At 64.5% G+C, this 15,276-nt stretch carries 14 protein-coding genes and 1 other RNA gene; 8 read left to right on the forward strand and 7 right to left on the reverse strand.

From position 1 onward, the window contains the following. Positions 1-77: 77 nt before the first annotated feature. The 4 genes from K359_RS0107815 to K359_RS0107830 form a co-directional block, all read right to left on the reverse strand. On the reverse strand, positions 78-1,592 hold the full coding sequence (locus tag K359_RS0107815) for a tripartite tricarboxylate transporter permease (RefSeq protein ID WP_029078842.1): 1,515 nt from the start codon (positions 1,590-1,592) through the stop codon (positions 78-80). Positions 1,593-1,599: 7 nt separating this feature from the next. Then, a complete protein-coding gene (locus K359_RS0107820) occupies positions 1,600-2,100 on the reverse strand; it encodes a tripartite tricarboxylate transporter TctB family protein (protein ID WP_029078843.1) in 501 nt (166 codons plus the stop codon). A 92-nt stretch (positions 2,101-2,192) separates the two neighbouring features. Then, the gene (locus tag K359_RS0107825; RefSeq protein WP_029078844.1) at positions 2,193-2,726 is read right to left on the reverse strand and encodes a chromate transporter; all 534 of its coding nucleotides are present in this window, start codon (positions 2,724-2,726) and stop codon (positions 2,193-2,195) included. Further along, positions 2,723-3,334, reverse strand: coding sequence for a chromate transporter (locus K359_RS0107830; RefSeq protein ID WP_029078845.1), 612 nt, complete (start codon positions 3,332-3,334; stop codon positions 2,723-2,725). The genes K359_RS0107825 and K359_RS0107830 overlap by 4 nt, the downstream gene beginning before the upstream one ends. 77 nt (positions 3,335-3,411) lie before the next feature. On the opposite strand from K359_RS0107830, the gene ssrA reads away from it, so the two are divergent. From ssrA to K359_RS0107855, 6 genes are all read left to right on the forward strand, one after another. Next, positions 3,412-3,765, forward strand: a transfer-messenger RNA (tmRNA) gene (ssrA, locus tag K359_RS58295). 142 nt (positions 3,766-3,907) lie between these two features. Next, on the forward strand, positions 3,908-4,426 hold the full coding sequence (locus tag K359_RS0107835) for an SspB family protein (protein WP_029078846.1): 519 nt from the start codon (positions 3,908-3,910) through the stop codon (positions 4,424-4,426). Positions 4,427-4,601: 175 nt separating this feature from the next. Beyond that, positions 4,602-6,017, forward strand: a complete 1,416-nt coding sequence (fumC, locus tag K359_RS0107840) for a class II fumarate hydratase (RefSeq protein WP_029078847.1) — start codon at positions 4,602-4,604, stop codon at positions 6,015-6,017. Positions 6,018-6,292: 275 nt separating this feature from the next. After that, on the forward strand, positions 6,293-6,481 hold the full coding sequence (locus K359_RS0107845; RefSeq protein WP_029078848.1) for a DUF4169 family protein: 189 nt from the start codon (positions 6,293-6,295) through the stop codon (positions 6,479-6,481). Then, the gene (locus K359_RS0107850; RefSeq protein WP_024580116.1) at positions 6,478-6,753 is read left to right on the forward strand and encodes a ribbon-helix-helix domain-containing protein; all 276 of its coding nucleotides are present in this window, start codon (positions 6,478-6,480) and stop codon (positions 6,751-6,753) included. The genes K359_RS0107845 and K359_RS0107850 overlap by 4 nt, the downstream gene beginning before the upstream one ends. Positions 6,754-6,800: 47 nt before the next feature. Then, complete coding sequence (locus K359_RS0107855; protein ID WP_029078849.1) at positions 6,801-7,154, forward strand: VOC family protein; 354 nt, start codon at positions 6,801-6,803, stop codon at positions 7,152-7,154. Between the two features lie 62 nt (positions 7,155-7,216). Here the strand turns inward: K359_RS0107855 and K359_RS0107860 are convergent, their stop codons facing one another. Together K359_RS0107860 and K359_RS0107865 are read right to left on the reverse strand one after the other, a co-directional pair. Then, a complete protein-coding gene (locus K359_RS0107860; protein ID WP_029078850.1) occupies positions 7,217-10,981 on the reverse strand; it encodes an AsmA-like C-terminal region-containing protein in 3,765 nt (1,254 codons plus the stop codon). 210 nt (positions 10,982-11,191) lie between these two features. Next, positions 11,192-12,424: a cytochrome P450 gene (locus K359_RS0107865; RefSeq protein ID WP_029078851.1), complete on the reverse strand. Its 1,233-nt coding sequence runs from the start codon at positions 12,422-12,424 to the stop codon at positions 11,192-11,194. A gap of 156 nt (positions 12,425-12,580) precedes the next feature. Between K359_RS0107865 and K359_RS0107870 the strand changes: the two genes are divergently transcribed. Further along, entirely contained in the window at positions 12,581-13,195 is a 615-nt protein-coding gene (locus K359_RS0107870; protein WP_029078852.1) for a TetR/AcrR family transcriptional regulator, read from the forward strand. Between the two features lie 104 nt (positions 13,196-13,299). Here K359_RS0107870 and K359_RS0107875 read toward each other — a convergent pair whose 3' ends face one another. Further along, a complete protein-coding gene (locus K359_RS0107875) occupies positions 13,300-14,592 on the reverse strand; it encodes an MFS transporter (RefSeq protein WP_029078853.1) in 1,293 nt (430 codons plus the stop codon). A 126-nt stretch (positions 14,593-14,718) separates the two neighbouring features. On the opposite strand from K359_RS0107875, the gene K359_RS0107880 reads away from it, so the two are divergent. Then, positions 14,719-15,276, forward strand: a complete 558-nt coding sequence (locus tag K359_RS0107880; protein WP_156928407.1) for a hypothetical protein — start codon at positions 14,719-14,721, stop codon at positions 15,274-15,276.

Consider the following 15,276-nt stretch of genomic DNA (forward strand, 5'->3'; position numbering starts at 1 on the left):
TTTTCATTTCACGAGACGACATCGAGTGTCGATTGGACTTCCGCCTGCGGCGCGCCGACGCAGGGCCGGCAGTACGCTCAGCCCTCGGACTCCACGAACACTTCGTCGCGCTTGGCACGCAAGCTCGGCAGCACGGCAAGCACCAGCAGGCCTGCCGCGATCGCCAGCAGCACCGCCGATAGCGGCCGCGACAGGAACACGCTCCAGTCACCGCGCGAGATCAAGAGTGCACGACGCAGGTTCTCCTCCATCAGCGGGCCGAGCACCATGCCGAGCAGCAGCGGCGCCGGCTCGAAATCGTGTTTGATCAGCCAGTAGCCAACGAGGCCGAACGCGCCCGCGAGGACGACGTCGACCGGCGCGTTGTTCACCGAATAGATGCCGATCGCACAGAAGATCACGATCGAGGGGAACATCAGCCGGTACGGCACGCGCAGCAGACGGACCCAGATGCCGACCAGCGGCAGGTTGATGATGATCAGCATCAGATTGCCAATCCACATCGAGGCGATCATGCCCCAGACCAGATCGGGCTGCTTCACCATCACCTGCGGACCCGGCACGATGCCATGAATGGTCATCGCGCCGACCATCAGCGCCATCACCGCATTCGGCGGGATGCCGAGAGTGAGCAGCGGGATGAACGAGGTCTGCGCCGCGGCGTTGTTGGCGCTTTCCGGCGCCGCCACGCCCTCGATCGCACCGCGGCCGAACCGCGATGGGTCCTTCGCGATCTTCTTTTCCAGCGTATAGGCCGCGAACGAAGCAATCACGGCGCCGCCGCCCGGCAAAATGCCGAGAATCGATCCGAGGATCGTGCCACGCACGATCGCAGGCGCGGAGTCCTTAAGGTCCTTCCTGGTCGGCATAAGGCCGGTGATCTTCTGCTGCACCAGATCACGGCTCATCTCGGCACCCGCGTCGAGATTGCGGATGATCTCCGCAAAGCCGAACACGCCCATCGCCACGGTGGCAAAGCCGAGGCCGTCTGCGAGTTCCGGGATGTTGAAGGCCATGCGCGAGGCGCCGGTCTCGATGTCGGAGCCGACCATCGACAGCAACAGGCCGAACACGATCATCGCGATCGCCTTCAGCACAGAGCCCTTGGCAAGCACCACCGCAAAGATCAGGCCGAGCACCATCAGCGAGAAATATTCGGCCGGGCCGAACGCCAGCGCGAGCTTGGTCAACGGGGCGCCGAGCACGGCGATCAGCACGGTCGCGACGCAGCCTGCGAAGAACGAGCCGATCGCGGCGATCGCCAGCGCCGGGCCGGCGCGGCCCTGCCGGGCCATCTGGTGGCCATCGAGCGCAGTGACCACGGAGGTCGCCTCACCCGGAATATTGACTAGGATCGAGGTGGTCGAACCGCCATATTGCGCGCCGTAATAGATGCCGGCGAGCATGATCAGCGCACCGACCGGCGGCAGGCCGAAGGTGATCGGCAGCAGCATCGCGACGGTGGCGATGGTGCCGATGCCCGGCAGCACGCCGACCAGCGTGCCGACCAGCGCACCGATCAGGCACATCAGAAGGTTGATCGGCGAGAACGCGACGACGAAACCGTGGGCGAGATTGGCAAACAGCTCCATTTCGCCCTCACTGAATCAGGAAACGCGGGAACATCGGCATCGGAAGTCCCAGCACATAAGGAAACAGCAGCGCGCAACCGAGCGTCAGACAGCCGCCGACGATGATGGCCTCGATCCATCTTGTCTCATGCGAGCCAAGTGCTGCGATCAGGAAGGCGGCAAAGGCCGACACGACGAGCCCGAGCGGACGGATCGCCACGGCGAAGAACACGATGGCCGCGGATACGAACAGCGGGCCGCGCCAGGAATAGGCGGCGATATGCGGGCCGTCGTGCAGAAGTCCCATCAGCGCGACGGTGCCGCCGAGCAGCAGCAGCAGCACGGCGAACATACGCGGCGCGGTTCCGGCGCCGAACGAGAATCCGTGCATGCCCTGCAAGTCGCTCGAGGCCCACAAGGCAAACAGCGCAACCGCCATCATCGCGAGACCGCCGACAAAGTCCTGCGGACCGCGTACCCATTTCGGCAAGATCGATTTGACCGGCGCCTCGCTCGGCGTATCGCTCATGACTTCGCTTCCCCCGTCAGGGCTGTCCCGCCCGTTTTGATTGCATGGCTTGGCTGTGGTGCGTTGACCGCAAGCCTTGCTAGCGATTTTCATCAGATAACGCCAGCAAAACCCAAGAGGCCTCCGGCAAGCAACATCCACAAGGGGTTGATCCGCGTCGCAAACGCAAGCGCTGCAGCGACAATGGTGATCAGAACCGCGATCCAACTTTGGTCTGATGTCTGCGCCACGATCAGGCCGGAGGCGGCCATCAGGCCGATCGACAGCGGAACCAGTGCCGCCTGAATGATCGCCGGCCAGCGTGCACCGCGCGAGCGATCGAGGAAACGACTGACATAATAGGCAAGCAAAGCGGTCGGCCCGCACATCGCCACCGTTGCGGCCAACGCCCCGGCGACGCCTGCGACAGAATAGCCTATCAGCGTCACGATCAGCACGTTCGGCCCCGGCGAGAGCTGCGAGATCGCGAACACGTCGGCGAACTGCTTGTCGGTCAGCCAGTGATGCACGTCGACGGCGGCACGGTGCATTTCGGGTATAGCCGAATTGGCCCCGCCGACCGCAAACAGCGACATCAGGCCGAAGGTCCAGAGCAGCGCCGCGATCGGGTTGGGCTCCGGGCTCATGCCTTCACCATGCGGCGTGTCAGGATCGTAATCGCAATGCTGAGCGGGATTGCCACCAACAGTACGATCTGCAGCGGCCAACGGATCAGTCCGATCGCGACGAACACCGCCGCCAGAATGACCAGGCCTGTGACATCGCGCCGCTGCAACAGCGGCATCATCATCTTAATGACAACGGCGAACAGCAGCCCGACCGCGGCGCAGGCCACGCCGGCGAGCGTCCGGCGCAGGACGTCGATATCGCCATAGCGGGCGTAGAGCGCGGCAAGGATGGTCGCGATCACCATCGGCGGGCCGACCAGCCCGGCGAAGGCCGCGAGCCCGCCGGCAACGCCGCGAAACCGCGCGCCGAACACGACCGACAGGTTGACGATGTTCGGACCTGGCAGGAAATGGCACAGCGCGAAGGTCTCGTTGAACTCTTCCGCCGTCATCCAGCGGTGCTGCTCGACGATCGAGCGCCGGGCCCAGACCAGAACCCCGCCAAAACCGGCCAGCGACATCTTGGCAAAGGCCAGGAACAGCTCGAGCAGGCCGGGCTGGTGGGGCGGCGACGGAGCGGAGGGAGCCGGCGCCGGGGCGGCGACCGGCGGGGATTCCGGGGGCATGGGCGAAATCTAAAGCGGCTGGCGGACCCCGGCCAACCCAAATCGGCGTGTTTTCACACCTGAACAAGCCTGAATCGGCTCTGTTTTTCTCCGTCCGCGCCGCCTATATTGGCGGTGCCGGTTCGCCGGCTATGGAAATAAATGGCCGTCGCAATAAACCATTCGGACCCGGGGGCGGTACCCGGCGCCTCCACCAAAACCCATCATGGGTGGCTTTTGGCGGGGGCGAAATAGGATCGACGAGGGCGTAAAGGGCGTGTTTTTTCTCGGTATGGTTCCGCCGTTATCGGGCTAATGCAATAGTTGCCAACGACAACTTTGCTCCGGTTGCTCAGGCTGCGTAACGCAGTTTGAAAGACCATCTTAAAGTCCTAACGGGTTAAGCTCCGTTAGGCGGGGTTCGGAGGCACCTGGCAACAGAAGCCTCCACTTTATTTTCCGATCGGGCGTCCGCCCGTATTTCAGCCATCCACCCTGCTGATTTCCGGCTCCCGGCGGGGTAGCATGGCCAAAAGGGCGAGTCGGACGGTCCGGCGATGCCTACCGGCCAATTTTCGAAGCGACAGGATTACGATGGCGACCGATCACATCCGATATGACGTGTTGGCGCGTGACGCGCTGCGCGGGGTGCTGCGCCGGGTGTTGTCCGACGCCGCCGAACATGGCCTGCCGGGCGAGCACCATTTCTACATCACCTTCCTGTCGCATGGCGACGGCGTGAAGCTGTCGACGCGGCTGCTCGCGCAATATCCGGAAGAGATGACGATCATCCTGCAGCACCAGTTCTGGGATCTTGTGGTGACCGAGGATCGCTTCGAGGTCGGCCTGTCGTTCGGCGGGATTCCGGAGCGGCTGACCGTGCCGTTTGCCGCGGTGACGCGCTTCCTCGATCCGTCAGCGCCGTTCGATCTGCGATTCGATGTCTCGGACGCGTTGTCCGAAGAGCCTCCCGCCACGGCGCCGGCTTCTCCCCTCCCCGCACCTGCCGCCCGCGCGGCGGTCGAGACCGAGACGGCCGAGACCGAGCAGGAGCCCGCGAAGCCCAGCGAAGGCGCCGAGGTCGTGCGTCTCGATCGTTTCCGCAAGAAATAATCTAAACACAGATCGCTCCGCGACCTTGTAGGATGCCTGCCAGGACCGGGATGACAGATCGTCATCCCGGATTATCTTCGGCATGAACGTGCCTCCGCGCCGACGCATCGCGTTGCCGCGCGGGAAAACCAGCGCCGCGCCGGTTCACGTTCTCTTGACGCAACGGAGAGCATCCATGGCTCAATCGACGACACCATCCAGCGCCGCCAGCCGCAGCGAGACTGACAGCTTCGGCCCGATCGACGTCCCCGCCGATCGCTACTGGGGCGCGCAGACCGAACGCTCGCGGCAGAATTTCAAGATCGGCCACGACCGGATGCCGATTGCGATCATCCACGCGCTCGGCATCGTCAAGCTCGCGGCGGCCGAGACCAATCGCGAGCTCGGCCAGCTCGATGCACGCCGCGCCGACGCCATCATCAGCGCAGCGAAGGAAGTGATCGACGGCAAGCTCGACGATCATTTTCCGCTGGTCGTCTTTCAGACCGGCTCCGGCACGCAGACCAACATGAACGTGAACGAGGTGATCGCCAACCGCGCCAACCAGATGCTCGGCGGCGAGCTCGGCGCCAAGCAGCCGATCCATCCGAACGATCACGTCAACATGAGCCAGTCGTCGAACGACTCGTTTCCGACCGCGATGCATATCGCAGCCGCAAGCCGCATCATCGCCGACCTGATCCCCTCCCTCACCGAGTTGCATCAGGCGCTGCACCAGAAGCAGGAGGCGTTCGCCAAGATCGTCAAGATCGGACGCACGCATACCCAGGACGCGACACCGCTGACGCTCGGCCAGGAATTCTCCGGCTACGCCGCGCAGGTCGAGAGCGGCATCGCGCGGCTGCACGTCGCGGTGAAGGAGCTGTTTCCGCTGGCGCAGGGCGGCACCGCCGTCGGCACCGGCCTCAACTCGAAGCCGGAATTCGCCGGCGCTTTCGCCAGGCATGTCGCTGAGATCACCAAGCTGCCGTTCACCAGCGCGGCAAACAAGTTTGAGGCGCTGGCTTCCAACGACGCCTATGTGCTGGTGCACGGCGCGATCAATTCGGTGGCGACCGGCCTGTTCAAGATCGCCAACGACATCCGCTTCCTCGGCTCCGGCCCGCGCTCGGGCCTCGGCGAATTGATCCTGCCCGAGAACGAGCCGGGCTCGTCGATCATGCCGGGCAAGGTCAACCCGACCCAGTGCGAAGCCATGACCATGGTCTGCTGCCAGGTGTTCGGCAATCAGACCACGATCACCGTCGCCGGCAGCCAGGGCCATTTCGAGCTGAACGTGTACAAGCCCGTTTTGGCATATTGTATGATAAATTCCATTCAACTGCTGTCTGATGTTGTCCGCTCATTTACTGAGCATTGCGTTGTCGGAATACGCGCCGACGAAAAGCGCATCAACGAACTGATGCAGCGCTCGCTGATGCTGGTGACGGCGCTCGCGCCGAAGATCGGTTACGACAACGCGGCCAAGGTCGCCAAGACGGCACACGCGCGCGGAACGACGTTGAAGGAAGAGGCTTTGCGGCTTGGATTTGTTTCCGCGGATGAATTCGATCGCCTCGTGCAGCCGGACAAAATGACACACCCGGGCTAAAGCGAGGCGCGCAATGTCCGGATAATTACGGTCAGCGCACGTGATATAATTATGGATCATAACGCCTAAAGACTAAGGCTGCTTACCTATGAGCCCTGCGCTGGCGCGTGGTACAGACGTCTAGTTTTCGCAGAGCGAAACGGATTCTTTGATGCTATCAGAGGCATCAAATGGGGATTCGGGATGAATATCGAGCCGGGCGCGCAGCGCGATCGCTCTTGCTTTCGTCACGATGCATCACCAAGTCCGCTGTGGGGACGATGAGGACGACGAGCATGGGCGACGTGGTCAACCTGAAACGATTCAAGAAGCGCGGTGAGCGCGAACAAGCGGCAAAGCAGGCCGAAGCCAATCGTGCGCTATTCGGTCGCACCAAATCCGAACGCGCGCGTGACGAATTTCTCGACGAGCGCAGCGCGCGACAACTCGATCAGCATCGCATCGAAAGTGGAGACGCATCATGAAGTCTCCCGTTGTTAAGCGCTCGATCGTCGTCGCCGGGCACAAGACCAGCGTCAGCCTCGAAGAAGCCTTCTGGAACGGCATGAAGGAAATTTCCGGACTGCGGAACATGACGCTGTCGGAATTGGTCGGCGAGATCGACAACAACCGTCAGCAGGGAAATCTGTCGTCGGCGATCCGGCTGTTCGTGCTCGACTACTTCCGCTCGCGCGCCACGCCGGCCGTGCCGACGGATGTCAGGCCGCAACAGGTCGATACGCGTCAGCAGGCCTGATGCCTCTCCGACCGTCGCAGACGGTCGCTCGCTGAGCGAGCTTCAGCATGAAGGTCAATCGCATCGTCGCGAACGTTGCCGCATCAGACATCGCGGCGGCGAAGTCGTTCTATCGGGACATCCTTGGCCTCGAGTCGCTGATGGATTTCGGTTGGGTTGCGACTTACGGTTCATCCGAAACGATGCAGGTTCAAATCAGCTTCGCATCCGAAGGTGGCTCCGGCACGCCGGTGCCCGATCTTTCAATCGAGGTCGATGATCTCGCTGAGGCGCTGCGCCGCATGCAGGCGGCGCGGGTTGCGATCGAATACGGACCGGCCGACGAGCCGTGGGGCGTGCGGCGCTTCTTCGTCCGCGATCCTTTCGACAGACTGATCAATATTCTCCAGCACCAATCGTGAGCCAGCGCGTCGCTTGACGCGTTTTCGTCACGCGACGGCACCCACTTCGCTTTAAGAGGCCCTCAGTTCTGCAAGGCCGGCCGCGGTGATGGATTGGCAACCTGCGGCGTCAGCGATAGCGGGGGCCGCAGCGGCTTCGGCCTGACTGCGCCGGGCAGCGGCTTGACCTCGATCGGCGGCGGCAGCGGCGCGAGCTGCGGCTGGCTCGCAACCGGTGCAGGCGGCACGACAGCGGGCGCGGTGGCGATCGGCGGCACGATCGGCGGGATGATCGACGGGGTGATCGACGGTCTTGGCGCCACGATCTTCGGCTTCGCCGGCACACGGCGCGGATCGCGGCCGGGCACCAGCGTGTCCGCGGGAGACACCGCGGAAGGGTTGGACGCATCCGGCGCCGGCCCGGCCGGTGGCGGGACAGCGGCCGGGATCGGTGGCGGCACCGGTTCACCGCGCTCGATCGCGTCGAGCCGTTTGGTCTCGCGATCGATCGCGCGCACCGCAAGCCATGACGACAGCGCCGCAATGTCGATGCTGCGCGACAATCCGTCAGGCGTGCCGATCGCAAGCAGCTGGATTTCCGGGCGGCTAGTGGCCGTGCCGACCTGCGTCGATGCCAGTGCGGCGCGGATGTCGGCCTGGTCGGCCGGAATGTCGTAGCCCCCGGACACGATGGCGTCGGCGCCGTTGGCCGCAAGCGTGGTCGCTGCGACACGAATACGACCGTCGCGGATGTTGAAGGGAATTTGCGCCGAGGCGATCGACAGCGCACCGGCTGCGAGCACGGGTTCGACGATCTGCCTCAACCGCGTGTCGTCAGTCGCCTGCCCGGAATCGCTGGCGCGGATCGCTGTGTCGAATGCGCGCGGATCGAGACCCGGAAGGTTCAACCCCTCCAGCGTCACGGTGCCGCTGCCGGACAGCGCGCCCGTCAAAGCCGAGGCGCTGCGGCCCTGCGTCAACAGCGTCATCTGCATCGAGGCCCGTCCCTTGGGCATCGCGAGATTGCGGTAGCGCAAGGCCGAAGCATCGACGCCCGACAGCTGCACGTTTGCATTGAGCGCCAGTCCGTTGCCGCCCTGTCGCACATCGATGGTGGCGGTCGCTTCGCCGCCGCCGATCTTGCCCTTGATGCCGTCGAAGGTCAGCGACTGTCCGTCCGACCTGATGGTGCCGCTGACCGGCTGCAGCTCGGCGCCGCCCGGCAGCAGGCCATGCAGCGCTTCGAACGTGACCTTGCCGCGCCAGGCGCCGGTGAGCCCCGCACCGAGCGGCTCCGTCGCATCGTGCCCGGCGGCACCGATTGCAGTCGCGAATATCGGCGCCAACGTGATCTGATCGAGGCCGATTTCACCTTCGACGCTCTTCTGATCGGCAAGCGTCAGCGCGAGGCGGCCACGCAGCCGCGAGCCGGCAACGATGCTGTCGAGATCATCGAAGGTCAGCCGGTCGCCTGCGAGCGTCACGCGCGACGACAGGCGGATGCTTGCGACCGGGTCGGATGATTTCAGATTGAGCAGCGGACTGATGTCGGCGCTGCGGACGCGCAGGCTGACGCTCGATTTGGCGTCCCTGGCGGGCTCCTTGGCGGCGTCCTTGGTGGCTTCCCTGTTGGATTCCCTGGCCCACGGCTCCGCGGTCCCGTCGGCGTCGGCGTCGAGCCCCGCCCCCCAGAGCCTGACCTTGAGCCGCAACGGCGCGCGCCACGCGCCACTCACGGTGCCCTCGATCTGCACCGGGCCCGCGCCGGCCGCGACCACGCGGTCAAGTCCGAGCAGCGCGAGCAAGGCATTGCCCTCGCCCGTGAAGAATCTTGCCTCGGCGGCAACATCGCTGTGGGTCAGCGCGTCGAAATCCAGCGCACGGATCGCAGCGACCTGCGGCGTCGCCGAAATCACCGTATTGCCCTTGAGCTGCGGCGTGTCGAGATCGAGCGCCGCGCGCGCGCTGACGCGATCGGCCGCCTTGCCCTTGCCGAGGTCGAGCGCAAGCCTGGCGCGGACCGGGCCGGCATCCGCGCGGAGCACGCCGAGCCGCGCGGCGAGCGCCGGCGCGAACGGCTGGACGACAGCGGCAAGCCGGCCAAGCGACGCAGCGGTCGCATCGACCGTGAGCTTGCCGGTCGCATTGGCGCGGTCGAAATTGCCGCTGCCGTCGAGCGTGACATTGTCGGGCTGTCCGACCTTCACGCGCTCGAGCACGATGTCCTTCGGAGTATAGGCGATCTTCGCCAGCAGCGGCCGCAATTCCTGCCCGGAGGAGATCGCGCGCCCAACATCGAGCGACAGCTGCGCCTCGTCGGGCCATTCGGCTTGCGGTCCGGCCAGCGAGCGGATGAAGGAAGCGGTCGCATCGAGATCGAGCCGCTCCGCCTTCAACTGCGCCTCGACCTTCGATCCGCTGGTCGCCTCGCGATGCGCGACCGCAATCCGGCCCTCGACCGTGCCGCCGTCGATCTCCGCCTTCATCGCATCGATCGCAAAACCGGCCGGCGACACCGTGACGTCGCCGCGCAGCCGCAGCGGCTTCTGGTTGCGATAGGCAGCATCGCTCCGCCCCTGCAGCCAGGTCATCAGCGCGTCGGGATCGGACGATTCGATGTTGAGCCCGGTCTTGAAGCTGTTGGCAACTCCGGCTTGCGCGCTGGCGCCGCTCATCGAGACCCGGGTCGAGCCCGGCGCGCGAAACTCCAGCCGGCGCACCGTCCAGGATTTCGCATCCGATTGCAGCTCTGCCGAGATATCCTGCAAGGGACGACCGCCAAGCATGATCTGCTCGGACGCCAGCTCGAGCTGTGCCGGAATCGGGATTTGCGGCAGGCCCGCCAGGACCGCGCGCATCGCCGGCAGCACCCGCACCGGCTCGACATTGCCGTTGTTGCTATCCTTGGCGGCAAACTTGTCGCCGTCGAGCTGCCGCGCGGTGAGCGAGGCGCGCAGCAGCGGCGCTGCGCCGAAACGCAGATCGCCGGTGCCCGCGAGCTTCAGCGCGCGGTCCTCGGCGCCATAGCTCACCTCGACCTGGTCGAGCCGCGCTGCCGAGTAATCCGACTTCACCTTGGCCGCGATCCGCCACGGCGGCACATCGCTGCCGCCGCGCTGGCCCGGCGTGCCCGCCAGCATCACGGCCCCTTCGAAGCGCGGCGCACGCGCCTCGAAGCTCAGGATGCCGTCGAGATCGGCCGAGACCGGCCGCTGCCCGGGATCAATGTTGAAGTGCATGCGAATGCCGTTGCCGTCCGGAGTCTGGCCGGACGAGATCCGAAACGGGTAGCGGTTGCCGTCGAACATGAAGTTGCCGTCGCCGCGGATCGCGCCGGCCAGCGAGCGGACATCCCCGCTGAACGCGATGTCGTTGAGCTCGAGCGTGCTGCGGCTCGCGGCGTCATGCAGCGCAATGCGGCCGGTCAGATTGAGGCGGTCGATAGCCAGCGAGGCGAGGTTGAAGGTGCCGCTCGACGGCGACCAGTCGACCCGCCCCTTCGGATCGAGCCCGAGATCCAGCGACACGCCATTGACGGTGAGCTCGGTCGCCCGCCACTCGGCACGCATCAGCGAGCTCAGGCTGAACTCGACGTCGAGGCTGGCGGCGCGGACCTTGCCGAGGTCGTTAGCGCCGCCGACGCTGACGGTTTTCAATCGCAGCGAGGGGGCCGGCAGCAGACGCGCGTCGAGATTGCCGGCAACCCGGACCGGCGCGCCGATGATCTTACTCGCCTCCGCCTCGAACTGCGGCCTGAACCGGTTCCAGTCGACGAAATACGGACCGACCAGCGCGGCGACCAGTGCAAGGATGAAGGCAATTGCCAGTCCGAGCAGCGTCGTCTGCACGGTGTCTCCCTTTGAGCCAGCTCCGCGGCTGCCTGCTGATGCTGAACCGTTGGCCAACCTTGGCCGGAGCAGCCCAAATATAGAGACAAGTATGGCGAAGTCACAGCGGCATTACCGCCGTGACTTCAGGCAGAAGGTGGTTTTCCGCTCAAGCGTGCGTGCACGCCGGCCGTCGCGGCAGAATCGCCGTCCTGCCGCAAATCCGGTTTGTCACCAGCTCGCCGGCAGCCGCTTCAGCCCGCGCAGCACGAAGGTCGGCCGCCACTCCGGGTTTTCCGCGTCATCGAGCCGCAGATCCGGGATTCGCCGCAACAGGGTCGAGATCGCGACCTCGGCCTCGATCCGTGCCAGCTGCGCGCCGAGGCAGAAATGGATGCCGCCGCCGAACGACAGCGGCTTCACGTTCGGCCGCTGGATGTCGAGCTTTTCGGGGTGATCGGGGTAGACAGCCGGATCGTGATTGGCCGAGCCCAACAGGCACAGCACGCTCTCGCCCTTCGGGATCCGCTTGCCGCCGAGATCCTCGATGTCTTCGAGGGCGACGCGGCCGGTCAGCTGCACCGAGGAATCGTAGCGCAGGAACTCCTCGATCGCATTGGTGATCAGGCCGGGATTGGCCTTCAGCAGCGCGAGCTGGTCCGGGTTGCGATAGAGCGCGAGCAGACCGTTGCCGATCAGGTTCACGGTCGTCTCATGGCCTGCACCGAACAGCAGGATGATGTTGCCGGTCAGCTCCTCATTGGTGAGCTTCTGGCCGTCCTCTTCCGCCTGAACCAGCTGCGTGGTGAGGTCGTCGCCGGGCTGCTTGCGGCGCAGCTCGAACAGCTGATGGAAATACATCGCGGCCATCGCATTGGCGGCGTTGCCCTGCTTGATCTCCTCGGGCGTCAGCGGCACCGGCTCGAGGATGCGGCCGCCGTCGCGCGAGCCGCTGTAGAAGGCTTCGCGATGCTCCTCGGGGATGCCGAGCATGTCGCAGATGATCGTCACCGGGAGTCGGAAGGCGAAGTCCTCGATCAGGTCCATCCTGCCCTGCGGGATGATGCGGTCGAGCGTTTCGTCGACGACGTGCTGGATGCGGGGCCGCATGTCCTCCACGCGTCGCGCGGTGAAGGCCTTGACGACAAGGCCACGCAGCCTTGTGTGGTCAGGCGGGTCCTGCTGCAGCATCCAGTGGCTCATGCTGCGGAAGACCGGCTCCTCGAGAATCTTCGGGCCGTAACGGCGGATGCTGCGCTCGGCAAAATCCTTGCCGAACCGCTTGTCGCGCAGCACGAGGCTCGCCTCGGCGTGACGGCTGGCGACGAAGGCGCCGTGCACATTGACATGCATCGGGTCGAGACGCCGCAACCGCTCGTAATGCGGATAGGGGTTGCGAATGAATTCGGGCGCGAGTGGATTGAAAAGCGGCTCGCCGCTGGCCGGCTGAACTTGCTCGTTCATGGTGACCTCGTTCGTTCGCTACACCGGTGTCTGCACACTGGCGCGCCTTGGTGTCATCCTCAAGACCGCACCATCACGGGTGCGGCTATTCTGCTTCTGTCAAATGCAACTCGATACACTCTTGTATCGAGTTGCATTGTGCCCTAAAATGCGCCGATGTCAAGGGTTCGAACCAGACCGACACGGGACGACACCTGCGAGAAGCTGTTCGAGGCTGCGGCGCGGGTGTTCGAGGATCAGGGAATCGGCGGCGCCAGCATCGAGGCGATCGCGGCCGCGGCGGGATTCACTCGCGGCGCCTTCTATTCGAACTTCAAGAGCAAGGACGAGTTGATCATCGCGATGCTCGAGGATCACGTCGAGCAATCGATCCGGCGATGTCTCGACCTGCTTGCCCAACACCAGAACCTTGCCGACTTCCTCGAGGCGCTCCGCACCATGGATCGCAGCCGGCAGGACCCGCTCGGCCGCTCCCCGCTGCTGCACATGGAGATGATCCTGTTTGTCGCACGCGCAGAGAAGCGGCGGCCCGAACTGGCAAAACGGCTGCGCGCGCGGCGCAAGCTGATCGCGGATATCGTCACCACCACGGTGAAGAATGGCGGCCGGAACGGCGCGCTCAACCCGGAATGGACCGGCTCGATCGTGCTGGCGCTGGAGGACGGTTTCCGGCTGCACCGCCTGATCGATCCGGAGACCACGCCGGCGGACAGCTTCCTGCGCGCGATCACCGATTTGCAGCGCGCGATCGGCGTTTCGTCCGCCCGCTAGAGCGTTTTCGAGCGAAGTGGCTACCGGTTCGCGTGAAGAAAACGCGTCAAAACAAGAATCTAGGGCCCCGTTCTGATTCCATCGGAACGGAAAAGGCTCCAGGCTCAGGCCGCGCTCGCGATCTTGTGTATTTGTCCGGCGACCGCGCGCACCTTGCCGGGCGACGCCTGCCAGATCGCGAAGGCGGACAGCAGGCTGACGGCGATCCCGAGCAGGAACGCGCTCGTATAGCTCCCCGACAGATCATAGAGCTGGCCGGTGATCCAGGGACCGGCAGCCCCGCCGGCCAATGCAGCTAGCATCACGGTACCGAAAATGCTGCCGTAATGCCTGCCCTGGAAGATCTCCAGCACCACCGGCCCCATCACCGATGTCAGGCCGTAGCCGAGCGCGCCCTGAGTGAAGACCATCAGATAGATCAGCGCCATGCTCGGCCAGTATTTCAGCGCAGCCAGCGCGGCAAAGCAGATCACGAAGCCGAAGCAGGCGATCGCCCAGACCCATTCACGGCCGATACGGTCGGAGAGATGCCCGAGCCAGATCTGGCCGGGAATGCCGAGCAGACTGACGACGCCGAGTGCCCAGACCCCGACATTGGAGCTGAAGCCGATGTCGAGCAGGAATTTGGTCTGGTGCACCTGCACCGCATACCAGATGTACAGCCCGCAGAAATAGCCGATCGCGATCCACCAGAACCGCGCGGTGCGCAGCGCCCGCGACAGCGTCCAGTCGGTGCCGGCCCACACCGGATCGACGATGTTCGATGCCGGCTTGGCCGAAGTCGCCGTCGGCGCGGCATCGCCGTCCGGCTGCAGGCCGATATCCTCCGGCCGCTTGTGCAGCAAGAGATTGATCGGCGCCAACACGACCAGGACCACGATCCCCATGGCGGTGCAGGCGGTGCGCCAGCCGGTCTGCTCGATCATGTGCTGGACCCATGGCAGCAGGGTCACCGAGCCGATGCCGACGCCGGCGAAGGCGAGCCCGATCGCCAGCCCGCGGCGGCGGATAAACCAGTTCGGCACGAACAGCGACTGGCCGGAATAGCCGAGGCAGACGCTGCCGGAGCCGACCAGCACGCCGATCGTGAGATAGAGGTGCCAGGGTTGCGTGGTCAGCGGCGCCAGCAGCAGCCCTGAGCCCATCAGCAGCACGCCAAGCTCCATCACCGCGCGCGGACCGCTGCGGTCCATCAGCCGGCCGATCAGCGGGCTTGCGATCGCCGAGGCGACGAAGCCGAACGAGAATGCCCCCGCCGTGACACCACGCTCCCAGCCGAACTCGGAGATGATCGGCGGATAGAACAGCGAGAACGCGGTGCGCGCGTTGACGCCGATCGCCATGGTAACGAAGGTCACCGCGACGATGATCCAGCCGTAGTAAAAGGGGAGTCGCATGGCAACACTGTGGAATGGGATGGATAAGAAGCCAACCGGACCGGGGGGCTCACGAAAAGCATTGCCTTTGCATCATGCACGGTCAACTCTGTGAAGCAATTCATAGACAGCGGAGCGAACCGGTGGTTGTACCATCGGACAGCCATCCGCTCACAGCTAGCCGGAAGCCGGGAAGCGGGCTATCATGGCTTTTTCAGGAGGAACACAATGGGTGGATTGGTTGCCGACAGTTACGTCCCCGACGTTCTGCAACAGATGAATTCCCGGCTTATTGGAGAAGCCCTGACCGAAATGGTCCAGTTTCAGAAGGAGTTCAAGGTCTTCTCGTCGCAACATACGCTGGAGACGTCCTTCAAGTTGCTCAATATTGCGCCGGTTAGCGATGCGGATCGCAAGGGGTTTTTCAAATTTCTGGGCCTGCTGAAGAAGACGGGCGCGTCGGTCGACGGCAAGGCAACGAAGCTGAGCGGACACGATCAGATCATCGCATCGCTGCAGGACAATCTCGAGGGCAGCAAGCCGTTGTCGGTGCACTTTACCTCGCACCCGGCGGAGTCTCCGAAGGGCGTCGTGAAGGTGACTTCAGGCGATCACGTCTTCAATTTCTCCTCTCTGGCTTTTCTCACGATCTCGATGCCAATGATCAACGCCAACCGCCCCAAGGCCGGCGCGCGCAAGAAGTGA

The sequence above is a fragment of the Bradyrhizobium sp. th-b2 genome (genome assembly GCF_000426785.1).
Taxonomy (GTDB): domain Bacteria; phylum Pseudomonadota; class Alphaproteobacteria; order Rhizobiales; family Xanthobacteraceae; genus Bradyrhizobium; species Bradyrhizobium septentrionale.

Excerpts from the sequence above, each read along its gene's own strand:
- K359_RS0107825 (WP_029078844.1), bottom strand. The coding sequence starts at position 2,726 with ATGAGCCCGGAGCCCAACCCGATCGCGGCGCTGCTCTGGACCTTCGGC.
- K359_RS0107820 (WP_029078843.1), bottom strand. The coding sequence starts at position 2,100 with ATGAGCGATACGCCGAGCGAGGCGCCGGTCAAATCGATCTTGCCGAAA.
- K359_RS0107815 (WP_029078842.1), bottom strand. The coding sequence starts at position 1,592 with ATGGAGCTGTTTGCCAATCTCGCCCACGGTTTCGTCGTCGCGTTCTCG.
- K359_RS0107835 (WP_029078846.1), top strand. The coding sequence starts at position 3,908 with ATGGCGACCGATCACATCCGATATGACGTGTTGGCGCGTGACGCGCTG.
- K359_RS0107875 (WP_029078853.1), bottom strand. The coding sequence starts at position 14,592 with ATGCGACTCCCCTTTTACTACGGCTGGATCATCGTCGCGGTGACCTTC.
- fumC (WP_029078847.1), top strand. The coding sequence starts at position 4,602 with ATGGCTCAATCGACGACACCATCCAGCGCCGCCAGCCGCAGCGAGACT.
- K359_RS0107865 (WP_029078851.1), bottom strand. The coding sequence starts at position 12,424 with ATGAACGAGCAAGTTCAGCCGGCCAGCGGCGAGCCGCTTTTCAATCCA.
- K359_RS0107845 (WP_029078848.1), top strand. The coding sequence starts at position 6,293 with ATGGGCGACGTGGTCAACCTGAAACGATTCAAGAAGCGCGGTGAGCGC.
- K359_RS0107830 (WP_029078845.1), bottom strand. The coding sequence starts at position 3,334 with ATGCCCCCGGAATCCCCGCCGGTCGCCGCCCCGGCGCCGGCTCCCTCC.
- K359_RS0107870 (WP_029078852.1), top strand. The coding sequence starts at position 12,581 with ATGTCAAGGGTTCGAACCAGACCGACACGGGACGACACCTGCGAGAAG.
- K359_RS0107850 (WP_024580116.1), top strand. The coding sequence starts at position 6,478 with ATGAAGTCTCCCGTTGTTAAGCGCTCGATCGTCGTCGCCGGGCACAAG.
- K359_RS0107855 (WP_029078849.1), top strand. The coding sequence starts at position 6,801 with ATGAAGGTCAATCGCATCGTCGCGAACGTTGCCGCATCAGACATCGCG.